Raw genomic sequence first — 17,429 nt, 5'->3', positions numbered from 1 at the left:
CAGCCATGGGCATCGTGGGAGTCGGGATCGACCTTGTCTCCATCGCTGAATTCGCGGAGCAGGTCGACCAGCCGGGGACGGTGTTCTCCGAGACGTTCACCCCGGGTGAGCGGCGCGACGCGTCGGACAAGAGCTCGTCGGCGGCGCGGCACCTGGCGGCCCGGTGGGCCGCGAAGGAGGCCGTGATCAAGGCGTGGTCGGGATCGCGGTTCGCCCAGCGGCCGGTGTTGCCGGAGGCCATCCACCGCGACATCGAGGTCGTCACCGACATGTGGGGACGACCCCGGGTCCGGCTGACCGGCGCCGTCGCCGAGCACCTGGCCGACGTGACGATCCACGTGTCGCTGACCCACGAGGGCGACACCGCCGCGGCCGTCGCCATCCTGGAAGCCCCCTAATCCTTTGACCGCGAGCGTGCGTGTCTGTCCGCGACACGCCGGGTCGAAGTGGCATTCTGCGCACGCTCGCGGTGGACGGAGGGGCTCGCGAGAGTCCTCGAGGGGGTTGCCCTCGCCCGCGAGCAGACGCAAAAGTCCCGCGACACGCCGGTGAGTGGCCTCTTTTGCGTCTGCTCGCGCAAGAAGGGAGCGCGACACTAGCCTCGGGAACATGAGCGATCTTGTCGAACGCGTCCACGAAGTGCTGCCGTCGGTGCGGCGCGACCTCGAAGACCTGATGCGCATCCAGTCGGTGTGGGCCGATCCCGGTCGGCGCGCGGAGGTGCACCGCAGCGCGCAGGCGGTGGCGGAGTTGTTGTCGCAGGCGGGTTTTGGCGACGTGCAGATCGTCAGCGAGGGCGGGGCGCCCGCGGTGATCGCCCGGCACCCCGCACCGCCCGGCGCGCCGACCGTGCTGCTGTACGCCCACCACGACGTCCAGCCCGAAGGCGACCCGGACCAGTGGGCGTCGCCGCCCTTCGAGCCCACCGAACGCGACGGCCGGCTCTATGGCCGCGGAAGTGCCGATGACAAGGCTGGCATCGCAACGCATTTGGCGGCCTTCCGCGCGCACGGGGGTCAGCCGCCGGTGGGTGTGACGGTCTTCGTCGAGGGTGAGGAGGAATCCGGCTCGCCGTCGCTGGGCGGGCTGCTCGCCGCGCATCACGACGCGCTGGCCGCCGACGTGATCGTCATCGCGGACTCCGACAACTGGAGCACCGAGGTCCCGGCGCTGACGGTGTCGCTGCGCGGCCTGGTCGACTGCGTGGTCGAGGTCGCCACCCTCGACCACGGGTTGCACTCGGGGCTGTGGGGCGGCGTCGTTCCCGACGCGCTCAGCGCGCTGGTGCGGATGCTCGCCAGCCTGCACGACGAAGACGGCAACGTGGCGGTGGCCGGCCTGCACGAGACCGACGTCGCGTCGCTGAACTACCCCGACTACCCCGCGGAGCGGGTGCGCGCCGACTCGGGCGTGCTGGAGGGGGTGTCCGAGATCGGCACGGGTTCGGTGCCCGAGCGGCTGTGGGCGAAGCCGGCGATCACGGTGATCGGGATCGACACCACGCCGGTTGCCGCCGCCTCGAACACGCTGATCCCGCGGGCCCGGGCGAAGATCAGCATGCGGGTGGCGCCCGGCGGGGACGCCGCGGCGCATCTGGACTCGCTGACCACCCACCTGCGGGAGCACGCCCCGTGGGGCGCGCACGTCACCGTCACACGCGGCGACAAGGGCGAGCCGTACGCTATCGACGCCAGCGGCGCCGTCTACGACGCCGCGCGCGCGGCCTTCCGCCAGGCATGGGGAAACGAGCCGATCGACATGGGCATGGGCGGCTCGATCCCGTTCATCGCCGAGTTCGCCGCCGCCTTCCCGGCGGCCAAGATCCTGGTCACGGGCGTAGAGGACCCCGGGACCCAGGCGCACAGCATCAACGAGAGCCTTCACCTCGGCGTGCTCGAACGTGCGGCGATCGCGGAGGCGCTGCTGCTGGCGAACCTCGGCTGACGCGGTCAGTGACCGCCCGGGCGCTGGTCGACGATGTCGTTGTTCCCCGTCCGGTTGATCGTCGGTGAGCCGGAGCGATAGACCACCGCGTTGTCGTCGCCGAGGATGCTGATGGTGTCGACGCTGTCGGCGGTGACGTGGTTGGCGCTGCCGGAGATTTCCAGCCGGCGGCAGTGGCCGGTGATGGTGTAGGTGTTGTTGTCGCCGTCCAGCTTCAGGCTGCCGTTGTTGCAGTCGATCCTGTCCGTGGCGCCGCTGTTGAGCATGATGAGGTTGCCGTGCACCGTGGTGCCGCCGGCGTTGTGACCGACGACGAACACGAGGGCCAGGGCGGCGGCGACCGCGCACACCAACACCACCCGTCCCCGCCGCCTGGCGGCATCGCGCAGGAGGTGCCGGAACGTTCCCTCGGCCGGAGCCGGGCCAGATGGGCCCGGCGCCCGGCCGCTCCCGCCGTCCAGGTTGCGGATGTACTGCTCGGGGTCGTCGGGAGTGGTGTTCACCGCCGGCTCCTTCTCGGTTCGCAGCGCGCGTCATTGTGGCGCACGCCCCTTGCGGCTTTCTTGTGACGCCCATAGGGAACGGGTTGCGAAAGCACGGCGACCACCTCTTGCAGCGGGTCCGCGCTTGTCGACACCGCCCCGAGCCGAGTCTGCTGGGCGTCCGTGCTCGCGGCGACCCCGCGGTAGGCCGGAAGGATCCGGGTTCGGCCAGGTGTCGGGGGAGCCCGAATCGGCGAACTCAGCCGCGGCCAACCCGGCTGCGCACCCTCACGGCCAGGGGAAGCCGGGCGACGGCGGGGGTATCTGGGACGGATCGGCCTCCGCAAAGTGATACACCGGTCCCGACGGGCTGCTCTCGACCGTGACGGCGAACCAGTGGCAGACGTTCAGATCGAAGCCCGGGGGAATCGGAACCGTGTACCCCCACTTCTGACCGGGGCAGTAGTGCCAATAGGAAGGAGGGGTGGCCCCGGCGGGCGCGGCCAAGCCCATGCCGGCCGCGGCCACGCCGCCGGAAAGCAGCGCCCCCGCAATGACCCGGGCGAACGAGCGGGGTGTACTCATCTGACGGTCCTTTCGTGCGATCGAGCCCGCACGGTGCGGCGAGCCACTCGCGAAATCGTTTCGCTCGCGTGTGGCTACCGATCACAAGTTGTGTGCGGATCCGGACCGCCGGCAGCTACCCCTGGGCGATGAGCTTCTGAATGTTCGTCGCCGTGTTGGCCGCCTTCACGTTGTATTGCGCGACGGCGACCTTGCCCTTCTCATCGACCAGGAAGGTGGAGCGAATGACGCCCTGCACCGTCTTGCCGTACATCTTCTTCTCGCCATAGGCGCCCCACGCGGTCAGCACCGTCCGATCGGGGTCCGACAGCAGAGGAAAGGTCAGCTCCTCGGTGTCGCGGAACTTCGCGAGCTTCTCGGGCTTGTCGGGGGAGATGCCGACGACGTCGATGCCGGCGTCGTTGAGGTCGTGCAGGTTGTCGCGGAAGGCGCAGGCTTGTTTGGTGCATCCCGGGGTCGAGGCGGCCGGGTAGAAGTACACGATGACCCGGCGGCCCGTGTAGTCGGCCAGCGACACGGTGTTGCCGTCGGCGTCGGGCAGGCTGAAGGCGGGGGCTTTGTCGCCCGGCGCGAGCCGCGTGGTTTCGGTCAACGTTCTGCCTTTCGGTTCACCGGTTCGTTGGGTGTAGCGCCAGCTGATCTAGGGTAGTGCGGCAGGTGCATCAGTCGGACAGTGGGCGACGGAGGACAGAGACGTGGCGGACCGGGATCCCGAGGTCATCAAGCAGGAGATCGACCAAGCCCGCGACCAGCTGGCGGCCACCGTCGATTCGCTTGCCGAGCGCGCAAACCCCCGCCGCCTGGCCGACGACCTCAAGGCCCGCGCCGTCGAGTTCGTGAAGAAGCCGGTGGTCATCGCTTCGCTGGTAGGCATCTCGTCCGTCGTCGTGATCGTGGTGGTGCGCCGGGTCAGGGACCGCTGACCTTCGCGCCGCTCTGGACGTGCACCGGAAGGTCGTCGGCCCAGGGCTGGGTGGTCCACCATGTCGGCGACGTCGATGTAAGCCAAGAGCCGTGCGCGGCAATGTATCAGCATCCGCAGAGGTGTGGCCATTGACACCAGTGTCTAGCCTCTGACGTGCGAACTTCGGTTCTATAGGTCCATTGAAGTCCGCCACAGTCTGCGTGACTTTGGTAGGCGAGTTTCTCGTGAGTTGTGACAACGTCGTGACAACGAGTCACGCCCCCCGAGTACGCATACACTTCGCTACGCCGGATCGGTGTTGCTACGTGATCTTGGACATCTTCTCCCGCTACGTGGTCGGGTGGATGGTCGCCAGTCGCGAAAGTGCCGTGGTTGCTGAGGTATTGATCTCCGTCAGACTTGCACCAAGCAGGACATCGGGCGCGACCGGTTGACCATCCACGCCGACCGCGGGCTCCTCGATGACCTCCAAACCGGTGCGAGGCGCAATTCAAGACGTTGAAGTATCGGCCGACTTCCCCGGCCGGATCTACCCAATCGCCGGCTGTCCGCGTCCCCAACCGACACGACACCACCAAGGAGTTTTCGACCATGCGCCGATACATCATTACCGGCACACCGGGCGCGGGCTGGGATCGATCACCCCAACAATTTTAAGTGGCCTCCAGCCCTAACAACGCCTCGGTGTCGGCGACTGCGCGTGCCAACGTCTCGGGGTCGGGTGTTAGCCCGGCCACAATGGCGTCGATACCGCGTAGCCCAGCGGTCTGCAGCAGCCGCTTTTCGTTGATGACCCATTCGCCTCGCTCGGCCAGCATGGCGTGCGCGGTGTTCGTTGCCGCAGTAGCCAATGCCGCAGCCACCTCCGTCAATAGTCCACGCTGCACGTAGGCGTTCTTGGCGTAATTCAGTGTCAGGGCCGCTCGGTGGCGCCAAAACGGCGGGGCGGTCGTGCGTAGCGCTTCCGGATAATCCGGGCACGGCAGTCTGCCACGCAGCACCTGGCTGATCGCGAGCTCGGCGACCACCAAATAGCTAGGGATACCGGCCAGGTGAAACATCAGCGGTTCCCAATGGAACCGACCCTGCCGCGCTTGAGCAAGTTCATGGTCAACGACGTCGAGGTCGCGGTAATGCACGTCGACCTTGCGGCCATCGATCGTTAGCCACGCACCACCATTAAACACCCCGCCGCCCCAGTCGCCGATCTCGAAGACCTCCCCAGTCCAACCGATCACGCGCAGGTCGTCCGGGGTGAAGTTGCCTCGGTAGTACACCGCCAGATCCCAGTCACTATCGGCGGTATGGATGCCCAAAGCGCGCGAGCCGCCGAGCGTCACCGCGCCCACGCAGGCCAAGCCCGCAAGCCGGTCTGCCACAGCATCTAGGAACGTATCGTCGTCAGCGCGGGTCATGAGAGTCGATCGTGCCAAACCGCGGCACGCGGTAATCCGCTGCTCATGGCCCGTTTTCTCTGGGCACCACCCGAAACGGGCAGCGATCGCACGCCGCCTTACTGTGCACTTGCGGTCAGCTTTGGGTGCACAGGGCTTTGTTACCGTGCTGGCGATCGGCGAGGATTTCACCGATGACATAACGGGCATTGTTCGCGAGCCGCGGGTTGGTGTCCTTGTAGTACGGCAGCGCGATGAGCGCGCCCGACAGGGCCCAGCCGCGTCCGCGTGCCCAGGCGTCGTCATCGACCCTCAGCGTGGTGCGGAATTGCTCTCGCGCAAGTGGGGGCAGCAGATTCCACGCGGGGATCAAGTCGATGCTGGGATCCCCGATACCCATGAGACCAAAGTCGATGACGCCGCTCAGCCGACCCCGCACGGTCAGCAGGTTAAACGGAGACAAATCCCCGTGGAACCACATCGGCGGCCCCGTGTACGCCGGGACACCTACGGCCTCCTCCCACGCTGCGGTCGCCGCACGCACGTCGATGAGCCCGTCCAGGTCTCCCAGCGCAGCGCGCGCCTCCTCGTCCTGCACCGCCAGGGGCGAACCCCGATGCGCGGGTGGCCCCCCGGTGGGGTCAATGGCGCGCAGGGCACTGATGAAGGCGGCGAGATCCTGGGCCAGCCCGATGGGGTCGGTGAGTCGGCCGACCTGCGGGTTTTCTCCTTCGATCCAGCGGCAGACGGACCAGGGCCATTCGAAGCCCTCCGCCGGGGTACTCATAACGAATCACGTAAAACGGAAGCATCAACTCGGAGGCGATAGCTTCCGCGACGCGGATCTCACCGTTTCCCTGAGGACCCGACAACAGGATCCGATTATGCGGTTCGATTCCGTAGCTGCGCAGCAGCTCTGCACGCTTCTGCTCCTCGATCCGCTCGGTCACCACCCGTCGCGGAGCGGACGCTAGCTCCAAATCATCCAGACGACGGTTCGGCAGGACTTCCTGCACTAGGTCAGCACTAGGTCGCGAATCGCCGCGGCACGGTCGTCGCGGATGAGGCTCTGCCCCGTAGTGGTGATGAGCTCCGAGAATCGGTCCGCGAGCAGGTGGTGCTGGTTGGCACGTTCCTCGGCGATGACTGCCTCGACGAGGACCCGGAAGCGATCCCGATCACCGCGACGCTCGGCATCCACGAGGTCGAGGAGCAAGTCGGCGCGCGCCATCTCCAACCTCCCTCTAACTCACACATCTGTGCCGCGATCCTATCGTTGGTCAGCGCCAAGGGCATCGAGCAGTGACGACATCACGCCCACGCGGACGCAGCTGCGGTCCGACGGCAAATCAGCATCTCCTGCAAACCCGCAAAGCATTGCGTGTCGAACGGTTCTGGGGGCCGAGCCATCTTGGGCGCATTGGCGATTGACTGCTGGATATGAGGTCGAGGGGGGACAAGCCGTTACGTGACGCCGGGAGGAGTTTGGGCGATGTTGTGACATCCTGGTGACACCGAACCTCGGGGCGGGATGCGCCTACCCGAAGCCTTATAGGCGTCAGTGCAGGTCAAATAAGTATCCGTGTGGTGCGCCGTCAGGGTTTCGAACCCCGGACCCGCTGATTAAGAGTCAGCTGCTCTACCAACTGAGCTAACGGCGCTTTTGTCGGCCTAAACCGCGTAGGCGACAATAACAGGCATCCTGTCGCTTGGCGAAATCCCCGACCCGTCCCAGGATAGCGGCTCGGCGACGGCCCGGCCGGCGGAGCCGCGTGGCCTTCACGATCAGAACAGCGTCCCGCGGTAGGGCGTTCGGTCGGTGACGAACGCCGCGTCCAGGTCACTCATGCCCGATACGGACATCGCCGCCTTCCTCGCGGTGGGTTTTGCGCTGAGCGTCGCGGTCGGCGACGAGCCGCCCAGTGTGTCGACCAGCCGGCCTGACCAGGCCTTTCCCGCCCCGCGTGCCGGTCGGCCCGTCGGCTCCGGTTGCGGGCCGGGTCCCGGACGGGTGTGTCCCCGCATGTCGCCTCGGGGCCGGCCCAATAGCCTTTACAATTCTTCCGATTCTTGGTGGTCAGCGGTGATCAACTAGCGGAAGTCAGAGGGGAGGTCACTGGATGGCGCGTTCGCGTAGTCGTCGATCGTGGCTCGCCGTTGTGCTGGCCGTGGTCGCCGTGGTTGGCGTCGCCTGTGGCGGGGAGCAGCATGCCGCGCCGGCCAAGGTGATCTTCGACAAGGGCACGCCGTTCGCCGACCTGCTGGTCCCCAAGCTCACCGCCTCGGTGAGCGACGGCGCCGTCGGTGTCACCGTCGACGCGCCGGTGACGGTCGGCGTGGCCGACGGCGTCCTCGCGTCGGTCACCATGGTCAATGACAACGGCAGGTCGATCAACGGCCAGCTGAGCCCCGACGGGTTGCGCTGGCAGACCGCCGAGCAGCTCGGCTACAACCGGCGCTACACGCTGAATGCCAAGGCCCTGGGCCTGGGCGGAGCGGCGAGCAAGCAGATGACGTTCCAGACCAGTTCGCCGGCGCACCTGACCATGCCCTACGTAAGTCCTGGCGACGGCGAGGTCGTCGGCATCGGGGAACCGGTGGCCATCCGCTTCGACGAGAATATCGCCAACCGCGCCGCGGCCCAGAAGGCCATCGTCATCACCACCAACCCTCCGGTGGAGGGGGCGTTCTACTGGCTGACCAACCGCGAAGTCCGTTGGCGCCCCGAGCATTTCTGGAAGCCCGGCACGGCGATCGATGTGGCCGTCAACACCTACGGGGCCGATCTGGGCAACGGCATGTTCGGTGAGGACAACGTCAAGACGCACTTCACCATCGGCGACGAGGTGATCTCGACGGCCGACGACACCACCAAGATGGTGACCGTGCGGGTCAACGGCGAGGTCGTCAAGACCATGCCCACCTCGATGGGCAAGGACAGCACCCCGACGGCCAGCGGCGTCTACATCATCGGCGCCCGGTTCAAGCACATCATTATGGATTCGTCGACCTACGGCGTTCCCGTGAACTCGCCCAACGGATATCGCACCGAGGTCGACTGGGCCACCCAGATGTCCTACAGCGGCGTATTCGTGCACTCCGCGCCGTGGTCGGTCGGGGCGCAGGGGCACACCAACACCAGCCACGGCTGCCTGAACGTCAGTCCCAGCAACGCCGAGTGGTTCTACGACCACAGCAAGAGCGGCGACATCGTCCAGGTGATCAACACGGTGGGCCCACCGTTGTCCGGCACCGAGGGGCTGGGCGACTGGAACATCCCGTGGCCGGTGTGGAAGGCCGGCAACGCCGACACCTGATCGCGCGCTCAAGCGCCGCGCCGCCGCCTCAGCTGTTGGTAACCAAACCCACCGGCGACCACCGCCGCGGCGAGGGCCAACGCAATCCCATTGACCCAGCGGTCCTCCGGTGTGATGACGAAGTCGACCACAAGCCAGAGCGCCCCCGCCACGGGCAGCGCGAACAGGACGGTGCGAAGTCGCTCGCCGCGCCGGACGTACGCGATCACGCCGGCGCCGAGCAGACCGCCCACGATGACTACGACGAGCGCGTAGGCGTGCACTACTCGCACCCCGCAAGGCCTTTGAAGCCGTCGATGGTGGTTGCCCCGCCCGTGAGAACCCCACCGATCGCCATGGCCCATTCCGCCGGGCCAAGTGGTGAGGCGGCAATACCGCCCATGACGGAGCCTGTCACCAACAACGGCCCTCCGACCCCCTCGCCCACGTATTTCGTGATGTCCCAGCCATCGCATTCGTGCTTGCCGGGGTCGGGTACCGGGTTCTCGCCCGCGTGGGTGTTGATGACGGCGGGCGGGTTCGGGTGAGGGGTGATCTTGATCGCCGGCGGCTGCGGTGGGACCGGCTGGCCTGGCGGCAACGGTGGTGCCGGCGTGGGGCCGTCCTGCTTGAAGTCGACCAACTGAATCCCGTTGCGGTCATTGGGAATTTGCGGTTTCGGGGTCGGCTCGGGCCCGAAGTCGATGTTGTCTACGTCGGCGGTGCTGGCGGTGAGTTGGCCGGCGACCTTCGTTTCCGTCAACTCCAGTTGCTCGGCCCGCGCACGAAGATCGCCGGCGAACGCCTCGGCCTGCGCTTGGCGGGTCGCGCGCTCGACGGGGTCACTGGTCATCCGGGTATCGGTGACCGAGAGGTCCTCTCCCACAACGAAGCCGGCGTTCTGGGCGTCCTCGACGCCATAGATGACCCGTCGCTGCGCGGCGCCGATGTCGCTGGCCCCGCTTCGGGCGATGCCCGCGGCCTGACGTAGTTGATCGGCTTTCGCGCTGACGGTTGCCAGGTCCGCACTGGTTCGCTGGCGCAAGGCGTCACCGCCCTCGCCGTGCCATGTCATGGTGTGGGACTGGTTCCTGATGCGCAGGAAGGTGTCTTCCCAGCGGTCCCCGGTGTCGGTCCAGTGGCTCGCCGCGTTGACCAGGTGATCCGTGCTCCACGCGTGAATCTGCGACAGGGTGGCGACCATCTAGACCATCCGGATCTGTGGCACGGGTATCGCCATCTCGCTCGCGGCGGCGGCTTCCTCCTCGGTGTAGCCGCCGGCCGCCGCCGTCATGGCCGTGGCGGTGGCCTGAGTCCGAGCGACGAACGAGGCCGAGGCGGCACCGACCGCCGCATGGATGGCGCCGACCGCCGCCGCGGTCGGCTGAAATGGGTGCCCCGGCGACGGCGGCACCGAGGTGAGTTGCGTGCTCAGCGCCGCCCACTGAGCGGCCGCAGCCTGCAGCTCAGCGGTGACAATCTGCAGGTTTTTCCCTCCCACGGCGCGAGTGTAAGCCGATCGCGCGGGGGTGGCCATTCACCCCGGCCGCCGTGAAGTCAGAGGAGCCGATAACCGTCCGACCTGCGGGTTGGGCGTCTGGGTGACGCCGGCCGTCCCGAATGCCTGGTGGCGCACTACATGCCCCAGGCATTCGGTTTCCAGCCGTTAAACCAGCTCTGCGGCCGGATCGGCCCACGGCAGATTGAGATCAGCTCCGAGTTGTTCTGACAGCAATTTTCCGTCGTGGGTCGACAAACCCTTGGCCAGCGCCGGGTCGGACGTGCATGCCGCTCGCCAGCCGAGGTCTGCCAGTTTCAGTACGTAAGGCATGGTCGCATTCGTCAGGGCGTAGGTCGACGTCCTGGGAACCGCACCCGGCATGTTGGCCACACAGTAAAAAACGCTGTCGTGCACCGTGAACGTCGGATCATCGTGTGTGGTCGGGCGGGAGTCCTCGAAGCATCCACCTTGGTCAATCGCGATGTCCACTAGCACTGAACCCGGCTTCATGCGCGCGACAAGGGCGTTCGGGATCAGCTTGGGGGCCTTGGCCCCGGGCACCAATACCGCTCCGATGACTAGATCGGCGTCTTTGACCACAGATTCGAGGTCATATGCAGACGAGACACGTGTCTGAATGCGCCCGCCGAACTCTGCGTCAAGCTCCCGCAGCCGGTTGATGTTGATGTCGAAGATCGTCACGTCAGCACCCATCCCGCTGGCGATGCGGGCGCCATGGTAGCCAGCCGTGCCGCCACCGATGACCACAACCTTTGCCGGCGCGACGCCCGGAACACCACCCATCAGCACACCGCGCCCCCCTTGCGTGCGCATCAGGTGGTAGGCGCCTGCCTGAGCCGACAGCCGGCCGGCGACTTCGCTCATCGGTGCAAGCAGTGGCAGTGCACCATCGGCAGTCTGCACCGTTTCATAGGCAATGGACGTCGTGCCAGACGAAAGGAGCGCATCGGTGCACGGTCGTGACGCTGCCAGGTGCAGGTAGGTGAACAACGTCTGGTCGCGGCGCATCCGGCTGTACTCGGCCTCAATGGGTTCTTTTACCTTGAGTAAGAGGTCGGCCTCTGCCCATACCTGGTCGGCGGTGTCAACGATTTCCGCGCCGGCGGCTTTGAAATCCCCATCAGATATCGCAGAGCCTTCGCCGGCTCCGGCCTGGATGACGACGGCGTGTTCACGTCGGGTGAGCTCTGCGACCCCGGCGGGGGTGATCGCTACCCGAAATTCATTGTTCTTGATCTCGGCCGGTACGCCGATGCGCATAATGACTCCTCTAAAGAAGATATGGAAGGGTCGTCCCAAGGACGAAGAAGACCTGCTCTATTCGCACGCCTGTCGTACAAAGTCAAATATTTATCGACCCCACCCTGCGAGAGGCGGAATTCCACGAGGTGTCGTCGGCAACCCGGGAACGGCTACAGCCGACACCAAGCCTCCGACAGCACGCTGCGCAGAATCTGCGTGATTTGGTCGAATTCCTTTTGGCCGCTGATCAACGGGGGCGCCAATTGCACGACGGGATCGCCGCGATCGTCGGCGCGGCAGTAGAGTCCAGCCTCGAGGAGCGCCGACGACAAGAAGCCGCGTAGCAGCCGCTCGCTCTCGTCGGCATTGAACGTCTCTTTGGTGGCCTTGTCTTTGACGAGCTCGATGCCATAGAAGAATCCCTCACCGCGCACATCTCCAACGATTGGCAGATCAAGCAACTCTTCCAGTGAGGCGCGGAAGGCAGGTGCCTCCCTTCGGACGTGATCATTGAGATCCTCACGCTCGAAGATATCGAGGTTGGCCATCGCCACCGCACACGACACCGGATGTCCGCCGAAGGTGTAGCCGTGCGGAAATGTCGTCTTACCGTCGTTGAAGGGCTCGAACAGCTTGCCGGTGGCGACCATCGCCCCAAGCGGGGAGTAGCCAGAGGTCAAGCCTTTGGCGCAGGTGATGATGTCGGGCTCGTAGCCAAATTCGTTGCACGCGAACATCCCTCCCAGGCGACCAAACGCACAGATCACCTCGTCGGAAACGAGCAGTACGTCGTACTCATCACAGATTTCACGCACCCGCTCGAAATAGCCTGGCGGCGGCGGGAAGCATCCACCCGCGTTTTGCACGGGCTCCAAGAAGACCGCCGCTACCGAGTCGGGTCCCTCGTATTCAATCGCCTCGGCAATCCTGTTCGCCGCCCACTGTCCGAACGCCTTCAGGTCGTTTTCATACGGCGCGGGCGCCCGATAGAAGTTTGTATTCGGAACTCGGACACCGCCGGGCGTGATCGGAGCAAACGGCGCCTGAAACGCGGGGACGCCGGTGATGGCCAGCGCCCCATGAGGTGTGCCGTGGTAGGCAACCGCTCGCGAAATCGCTTTGTACTTACCGGGTTTACCGGTCAGCTTGAAGTACTGCTTTGCCAGCTTCCAGGCCGACTCCACGGCCTCACTGCCGCCGGTGGTGAAGAACACGCGGTTGTCGTCGCCGGGTGCATAGTGCGCCAAGCGTTCGGCCAGCTCGACTGCGGGCGAAGTGGCATACGACCACAGTGGGAAGAAGCCGAGGGTCTCGGCTTGCCGCGCGGCGGCCTCGGCGAGTTCGCGACGACCGTGGCCGACCTGCACGACAAACAATCCCGACAAACCGTCGAGATAGCTCTTGCCCCGATCATCCCAGATGGTCACGCCCTCGCCGCGGGTAATGACCGGCGGTGCGATGCCGGCGCCGTGACGGGCGAAATGACCCCACAGGTGATTTGCGCCTTTGGTGGTAGTCTTTGTCATTGAGTTCCCCAATTGTATTGTTGCTTAACGAGTTTGAGGTATACAAACGTCTCGGTGGAGATGACTTCGGGCAAGGCCCTGATTTTGCGGTTGAGTAGGTCGAGGAGGTCATCGTCGTCTTTGCAGACTGCCTCAGCGATCAGGTCGAAAGACCCCGCAGTCAGCACCACATAATCGATCGAGTCGATAGCCGCGAGTTGATCGGCGAGCTTGCCCGTGTCGCCGGTGCAGCGGATACCGATCATCGCCTGGCGGGCAAATCCAAGCTGCATCGGGTCGGTGACGGCCACAACCTGCACTACCCGGGAGTCGATCAGCCGCTGCACGCGCTGACGCACCGCCGCCTCCGACAGCCCGATGGCCTTGGCAATGCTGGCGTAAGACGACCGACCATCTTCTTGCATGATCTCGATGATCGCTTTGGATACCTCGTCGAGCACCGCCGTGCCGTGGTTCAGCGCAACGGGAGCGCAACGAGGCGCCGGTTCGTCGCCGGTTGGAACCGCGGAGTTGACCACATCAACCATTATGCACTGAATCCGTGGATCTCGCACCACTAAACTACTGAATCAGGAGGAGGCCCCTTGGATCGCCATTGAATCAGTGGCGAGGTCGGTGGTGGTCGGTTATCTTCGTTTCATGACAGCAATCGTCTCGTCGGCCGAGGTCGATCAACGATCAGCGGCGGAGCGGTGACCCACGTGCCAGCCAGGGAACGGCCCTCCGGTGGCGCCGCGGCTCTACGTAATGTGCGGAGCGGGCAGCGGGAAACGGCGCCAGGTGGCGCGAGCGATCTCAACCTGGCCAGCCCCGCACCTCGATGTGGGCGATCGACCTTGCCGAGCGGGGATGCGCTGCGGTGAACGATCCGTTATGACGGCCGCCGAATCGGGGGCCGGCCGGCAAGTGCCTCAAACGTCAACTGCGCCAATTCGTATCAGCCCCGGTCCTAGCAGCGGAACGGTCGACAAAGGGTTAGCCGCCGGAACGGTGGGGACGTTTTCTGGCGCCATACTGGGTATCTCGTGCGTCGCACCGGGCTACACGCTGACGGCAAGCATAGGCCTAATTGTCGCCTCGGTTGGACTCAAAATGCCGGCGGTATTCATCGCGGGGTTTATCCCGATGCTCCTGACCGCCTTCGCGTACCGCGAGCTGAACTCCGATTTTCCTGACTGCGGGGCATCATTTACATGGTCCACAAAGGCATTTGGTCCCTATGTGGGATGGATGTGCGGGTGGGGGATGGTGATCGCAACGATCATCGTTCTATCGAACATAGCGGCGGTGGCGGTTCGGTTCTTCTACTTGTTCCTCGCAGGGCTGTTTCATGATCCCGGAATCGCCGATCTTGCGGCGAACAAATGGATCGACATTGCCACCACGCTAGCGTTTATCGTGGTGGCAACTTGGATTTCGAGTCGCGGCATTGAAACGAGCGTGCGGCTGCAGCGCGGGCTGGTGTGCTTCCAGATGGTGGTACTGGTGGGCTTCGCAATTGCGGCCATCGCGAGCGTTAGTTCTGGTCAAGGTCACGGGGTGACCGACCTCAGGTTCAGCTTCGACTGGTTCAACCCGTTCACAGGGATCACCATAAACGCGTTCGTCATTGGGGTCACTGGTTCGGTCTTCGCCTTCTGGGGTTGGGACACCTGCCTCACCCTGGGGGAAGAATGCAAAGATCCCGAAAAAGTGCCGGGGCGCGCCGGGATGTTGTGCGTCGTCACGGTTCTGCTTACCTACTTGCTGGTGGCTGTGGCAGTAATGATGTACGCCGGCGTGGGTACCAAGGGGCTAGGGCTGGGGAATACGGCCCACTCCGACAACGCATTCGGCGCCCTGGCGCGACCGGTACTCGGCGGCTGGGGCAGCGAATTGCTGTTCTTGGCGATCCTTGCGTCGGCGGTGGCGAGCGTGCAGACCACGATCCTGCCTGCCGCACGATGCATGCTTGCCATGGGCGCCAGCGAGGCTTTCCCCAAAAGCTTCGCACGGATAAGCCCGCGCTTTCAGGTGCCGATCGTGAGCACTCTCGCGGCCGGCCTAATTACGAGTGCTTTCTACGTCATCGTCAGATTGTTATCTGAGCGAGTTTTGCTAGATACCGTTGCCGCCCTTGGCATCCTGGTGTGCTGGTACTACGGAATCACCGCATTCGCATGCGTGTGGTACTTCCGCAAGGTGCTCTTCTACAGCATCCGCAACGCACTATTTAAGTTTCTCTTCCCGCTGCTGGGCGGAGTTATGCTAGCGCTCGTCTTCGTGATCTCGGAACAAGAGAGTATCGACCCCCGCCATGGCAGTGGCGCGTCCATCGGGGGCATCGGCCTGGTCTTTTATCTGGCTTTCGGCATTTTGTTGCTCGGGTTCACGTTGATGATTGTGATGCGGATATTGCGACCCAAATTCTTTCGGACGCAGACGCTCCCGCAGAGCATGACCACCGATCTTAGTGTCCCCACAAGTCACGGGTCCGCCGGCCCAGATACTCACCAAATAAGAACAACGAACTCCACGAGGTGATTGTGATACCCGAAAAGAAGTCCTACTACAACATCATCGGAGGGCGAGTCCAGGCGGCAGCCGAAGGCTGCGCGATGGATGTCGTCAACCCGTCGACGGGGGAGGTATATGCATCGGCGCCGAACTCGTCTGCCAGGGACGTAGATGAGGCATTCAAGGCGGCGGCGACGGCATTCGAGTCGTGGCGCTGGTCCACCCCCAGCGAACGGCAGCGTGCGCTCCTGCGACTCGCAGACGTCATCGAGGACAACGCCGACGAGCTCGTCGCGATCGAGAGCGAGAACACCGGCAAGCCGATCTCGGTGACCATGTCGGAGGAAGTTCCACCGATGGTCGACCAGATTCGGTTCTTTGCCGGCGCAGGGCGAGTTCTCGAAGGTCGCTCCCAGGGCGAATACATGCGCGGCCATACCTCATCGATCCGTCGTGAGCCGGTCGGCCCCGTCGCGCAGGTAGCTCCGTGGAACTACCCGATGATGATGGCGGTCTGGAAGTTCGCTCCAGCCTTGGCCGCTGGCTGCACTGTGGTCCTCAAGCCATCCGAGACGACGCCGGCATCGTCTTATTGGCTGGTGGAGAAGATGCAGGAGATCTTCCCACCCGGGGTGTGCAATTTAGTCTGCGGCGATCGTGATACGGGTGCCGCGCTCGTCGCGCACCCGGTGCCGCGGATGGTGTCGTTCACCGGATCCACCCGGGGCGGCATGGCCGTGGCAGCCAACGCGGCCAATGACCTCAAACGTGCTCACCTGGAACTCGGCGGCAACGCTCCGGTGATTATCTTCAATGACGCCGACATCGACGCCGCGGTCGAGGGGGTAACGGCTGCAGGATATTTCAACGCCGGTCAAGACTGCACCGCGGCGACCCGACTTATCATCCACGACCAAATCTATGACCAGTTCCTGTCTGCGATGACCGAATCGGTCGCCTCGATCAAGACCGGTTACGACCCGACGGATGGGGAGATCGCGTTCGGACCGATCAACAACGCCGACCAGATGCGCCACATCTCCGGGCTGGTGTCCCGCACTCCTGCATATGCTCGAATCCTTGCCGGCGGCGAGCGCAGGGACTGCCCCGGCTTCTTTTACGAGCCCACCCTGATCGCTGACCTGCAGCAGGGTGACGAGTTGGTCCAGACCGAGATTTTCGGGCCCGTTGTGACGGCCCAGCGATTTAGCGACGAGAAGCAAGCGCTTACGTTGGCCAACGGTTCCGAATACGGTTTGGCGTCTTCGGTGTGGACGAAGAACGTTGACACCGCCGCGCGCGTGGCGGCCCAGCTAGATTTTGGCTGCGTTTGGATCAACACCCATATTCCGGTGGTAGCCGAGATGCCGCATGGCGGGTTCAAGCATTCTGGCTACGGCAAGGACCTCTCGATGTATGGCCTGGAGGACTACACCCGAATCAAACATGTCATGCACTGGCACGGGTTCGAGGCCTAAGCCCGCCAGCCCTCTCGTTCGCTGCACCGACCACTGCGAACCACCAGCGGACTGCCTTCCTCGCCGAGACGGCGATCTGATCTACGACATAGTCGTATCAGTGTCTCGGCATTTGGCGGCTTTTCCCACTGTGTAGCAGTGAACGCAGCCGGTAGTTGATGAGGGATGCGTAGTCTGAAAAGCGTTGCCCCGTAGTGTGTCCAAGCGACCCTCCACGGCTTCGTTGAGGCATGACCACACCGGCCAATGAGACCGCGTGACCGAAACCGTCACCCGCCGGGGCAGCAGACCCGACGCCGATGAGGTCTTCTACCTCTATCTTTCACGCGACGAACTGCCCGGCGCTCTCCCGGCCCGGACGGCGCATGGAGTGTCAACCATGAGGAGATAGGGCGGCAGGAGTGCTATGCGGACAACACGCTGCAGGCTGCGGCGCCGTCGACGGTTATCGCAAAATGTGTGTCGGTGGTGGTGGTGATCGTCATTTAGGGTATTGCGGGAGGCTTTGGCGTGCTTGCGTATTGGTGGTGGCGGTGTTG

The 17,429-nt window shown here is 64.5% G+C and carries 17 protein-coding genes, 1 tRNA gene and 3 pseudogenes; 7 read left to right on the top strand and 14 right to left on the bottom strand.

Annotation, left to right across the window (positions count from 1 at the left end):
* Positions 1-5: 5 nt before the first annotated feature.
* Both acpS and SKC42_RS23375 read left to right on the top strand, forming a co-directional pair.
* Positions 6-398 carry a holo-ACP synthase AcpS gene (gene acpS, locus SKC42_RS23380; protein WP_085254851.1) on the top strand — a complete coding sequence of 131 codons (393 nt, stop codon included), beginning with the start codon at positions 6-8 and terminating at the stop codon, positions 396-398.
* A gap of 211 nt (positions 399-609) precedes the next feature.
* Entirely contained in the window at positions 610-1,944 is a 1,335-nt protein-coding gene (locus SKC42_RS23375; RefSeq protein ID WP_330966634.1) for a dipeptidase, read from the top strand.
* A 5-nt stretch (positions 1,945-1,949) separates the two neighbouring features.
* On the opposite strand, the gene SKC42_RS23370 is transcribed toward SKC42_RS23375, so the two are convergent.
* The 3 genes from SKC42_RS23370 to bcp form a co-directional block, all read right to left on the bottom strand.
* Positions 1,950-2,447 (bottom strand): DUF3060 domain-containing protein, encoded by a 498-nt coding sequence (locus SKC42_RS23370; protein WP_330966633.1) that lies wholly within the window; start codon positions 2,445-2,447, stop codon positions 1,950-1,952.
* Between the two features lie 267 nt (positions 2,448-2,714).
* Complete coding sequence (locus SKC42_RS23365) at positions 2,715-3,011, bottom strand: hypothetical protein (RefSeq protein WP_330966632.1); 297 nt, start codon at positions 3,009-3,011, stop codon at positions 2,715-2,717.
* A gap of 115 nt (positions 3,012-3,126) precedes the next feature.
* Positions 3,127-3,603 carry a thioredoxin-dependent thiol peroxidase gene (gene bcp / locus SKC42_RS23360; protein ID WP_330966631.1) on the bottom strand — a complete coding sequence of 159 codons (477 nt, stop codon included), beginning with the start codon at positions 3,601-3,603 and terminating at the stop codon, positions 3,127-3,129.
* 103 nt (positions 3,604-3,706) lie between these two features.
* On the opposite strand from bcp, the gene SKC42_RS23355 reads away from it, so the two are divergent.
* Together SKC42_RS23355 and SKC42_RS23350 are read left to right on the top strand one after the other, a co-directional pair.
* Positions 3,707-3,934 (top strand): DUF3618 domain-containing protein, encoded by a 228-nt coding sequence (locus SKC42_RS23355; protein ID WP_085254855.1) that lies wholly within the window; start codon positions 3,707-3,709, stop codon positions 3,932-3,934.
* A gap of 304 nt (positions 3,935-4,238) precedes the next feature.
* A pseudogene (locus SKC42_RS23350) lies at positions 4,239-4,445 on the top strand (DDE-type integrase/transposase/recombinase); the annotation flags it as partial.
* 144 nt (positions 4,446-4,589) lie between these two features.
* Here the strand turns inward: SKC42_RS23350 and SKC42_RS23345 are convergent.
* From SKC42_RS23345 to SKC42_RS23325, 5 genes and pseudogenes are all read right to left on the bottom strand, one after another.
* The gene (locus SKC42_RS23345; RefSeq protein ID WP_330966630.1) at positions 4,590-5,351 is read right to left on the bottom strand and encodes a nucleotidyltransferase domain-containing protein; all 762 of its coding nucleotides are present in this window, start codon (positions 5,349-5,351) and stop codon (positions 4,590-4,592) included.
* A 115-nt stretch (positions 5,352-5,466) separates the two neighbouring features.
* A pseudogene (locus SKC42_RS23340) lies at positions 5,467-6,117 on the bottom strand (aminoglycoside phosphotransferase family protein); the annotation flags it as partial.
* Positions 6,113-6,561: pseudogene (locus tag SKC42_RS27855) on the bottom strand (AAA family ATPase); the annotation flags it as partial. The pseudogenes SKC42_RS27855 and SKC42_RS23340, both read right to left, overlap by 5 nt.
* A gap of 354 nt (positions 6,562-6,915) precedes the next feature.
* A tRNA-Lys gene (locus SKC42_RS23330) sits at positions 6,916-6,991 on the bottom strand.
* 124 nt (positions 6,992-7,115) lie between these two features.
* Positions 7,116-7,355, bottom strand: a complete 240-nt coding sequence (locus tag SKC42_RS23325) for a hypothetical protein (RefSeq protein ID WP_330966628.1) — start codon at positions 7,353-7,355, stop codon at positions 7,116-7,118.
* Positions 7,356-7,450: 95 nt separating this feature from the next.
* On the opposite strand from SKC42_RS23325, the gene SKC42_RS23320 reads away from it, so the two are divergent.
* A complete protein-coding gene (locus SKC42_RS23320) occupies positions 7,451-8,647 on the top strand; it encodes a L,D-transpeptidase (protein ID WP_330966627.1) in 1,197 nt (398 codons plus the stop codon).
* A gap of 8 nt (positions 8,648-8,655) precedes the next feature.
* Here the strand turns inward: SKC42_RS23320 and SKC42_RS23315 are convergent, their stop codons facing one another.
* The 6 genes from SKC42_RS23315 to SKC42_RS23290 all read right to left on the bottom strand — a co-directional run bounded on the left by SKC42_RS23315 (position 8,656) and on the right by SKC42_RS23290 (position 13,443).
* The gene (locus SKC42_RS23315) at positions 8,656-8,919 is read right to left on the bottom strand and encodes a hypothetical protein (RefSeq protein WP_330966626.1); all 264 of its coding nucleotides are present in this window, start codon (positions 8,917-8,919) and stop codon (positions 8,656-8,658) included.
* Positions 8,910-9,830 (bottom strand): hypothetical protein, encoded by a 921-nt coding sequence (locus SKC42_RS23310; RefSeq protein WP_330966625.1) that lies wholly within the window; start codon positions 9,828-9,830, stop codon positions 8,910-8,912. Before SKC42_RS23310 ends, SKC42_RS23315 begins: the two co-directional genes overlap by 10 nt.
* Entirely contained in the window at positions 9,831-10,127 is a 297-nt protein-coding gene (locus SKC42_RS23305; RefSeq protein ID WP_442932231.1) for a hypothetical protein, read from the bottom strand.
* A 165-nt stretch (positions 10,128-10,292) separates the two neighbouring features.
* Complete coding sequence (gene ald, locus SKC42_RS23300) at positions 10,293-11,408, bottom strand: alanine dehydrogenase (protein WP_330966623.1); 1,116 nt, start codon at positions 11,406-11,408, stop codon at positions 10,293-10,295.
* A 152-nt stretch (positions 11,409-11,560) separates the two neighbouring features.
* Positions 11,561-12,916: an aspartate aminotransferase family protein gene (locus tag SKC42_RS23295; RefSeq protein ID WP_330966622.1), complete on the bottom strand. Its 1,356-nt coding sequence runs from the start codon at positions 12,914-12,916 to the stop codon at positions 11,561-11,563.
* Positions 12,913-13,443, bottom strand: a complete 531-nt coding sequence (locus tag SKC42_RS23290) for an Lrp/AsnC family transcriptional regulator (protein ID WP_330966621.1) — start codon at positions 13,441-13,443, stop codon at positions 12,913-12,915. The genes SKC42_RS23295 and SKC42_RS23290 overlap by 4 nt, the downstream gene beginning before the upstream one ends.
* A 346-nt stretch (positions 13,444-13,789) precedes the next feature.
* On the opposite strand from SKC42_RS23290, the gene SKC42_RS23285 reads away from it, so the two are divergent.
* Together SKC42_RS23285 and SKC42_RS23280 are read left to right on the top strand one after the other, a co-directional pair.
* Positions 13,790-15,439 (top strand): APC family permease, encoded by a 1,650-nt coding sequence (locus SKC42_RS23285; protein WP_330966620.1) that lies wholly within the window; start codon positions 13,790-13,792, stop codon positions 15,437-15,439.
* 5 nt (positions 15,440-15,444) lie between these two features.
* A complete protein-coding gene (locus tag SKC42_RS23280; RefSeq protein ID WP_330966673.1) occupies positions 15,445-16,890 on the top strand; it encodes a gamma-aminobutyraldehyde dehydrogenase in 1,446 nt (481 codons plus the stop codon).
* The last annotated feature ends 539 nt before the right edge of the window (positions 16,891-17,429 follow it).

Origin of the sequence: Mycobacterium sp. 050134 (assembly GCF_036409085.1) — a bacterium.
Lineage (GTDB): Bacteria > Actinomycetota > Actinomycetes > Mycobacteriales > Mycobacteriaceae > Mycobacterium.
Note: the sequence above shows the minus strand (reverse complement) of the source record. Positions and strands in the feature narration are given on the sequence as shown.

What these genes read in the sequence shown, in the direction of transcription:
- acpS (WP_085254851.1), top strand. Translation starts at nt 6, where the DNA reads ATGGGCATCGTGGGAGTCGGGATCGACCTTGTCTCCATCGCTGAATTC.
- SKC42_RS23375 (WP_330966634.1), top strand. Translation starts at nt 610, where the DNA reads ATGAGCGATCTTGTCGAACGCGTCCACGAAGTGCTGCCGTCGGTGCGG.
- SKC42_RS23365 (WP_330966632.1), bottom strand. Translation starts at nt 3,011, where the DNA reads ATGAGTACACCCCGCTCGTTCGCCCGGGTCATTGCGGGGGCGCTGCTT.
- SKC42_RS23345 (WP_330966630.1), bottom strand. Translation starts at nt 5,351, where the DNA reads ATGACCCGCGCTGACGACGATACGTTCCTAGATGCTGTGGCAGACCGG.
- SKC42_RS23325 (WP_330966628.1), bottom strand. Translation starts at nt 7,355, where the DNA reads ATGCGGGGACACACCCGTCCGGGACCCGGCCCGCAACCGGAGCCGACG.
- SKC42_RS23320 (WP_330966627.1), top strand. Translation starts at nt 7,451, where the DNA reads ATGGCGCGTTCGCGTAGTCGTCGATCGTGGCTCGCCGTTGTGCTGGCC.
- SKC42_RS23310 (WP_330966625.1), bottom strand. Translation starts at nt 9,830, where the DNA reads ATGGTCGCCACCCTGTCGCAGATTCACGCGTGGAGCACGGATCACCTG.
- ald (WP_330966623.1), bottom strand. Translation starts at nt 11,408, where the DNA reads ATGCGCATCGGCGTACCGGCCGAGATCAAGAACAATGAATTTCGGGTA.
- SKC42_RS23295 (WP_330966622.1), bottom strand. Translation starts at nt 12,916, where the DNA reads ATGACAAAGACTACCACCAAAGGCGCAAATCACCTGTGGGGTCATTTC.
- SKC42_RS23290 (WP_330966621.1), bottom strand. Translation starts at nt 13,443, where the DNA reads ATGGTTGATGTGGTCAACTCCGCGGTTCCAACCGGCGACGAACCGGCG.
- SKC42_RS23285 (WP_330966620.1), top strand. Translation starts at nt 13,790, where the DNA reads ATGACGGCCGCCGAATCGGGGGCCGGCCGGCAAGTGCCTCAAACGTCA.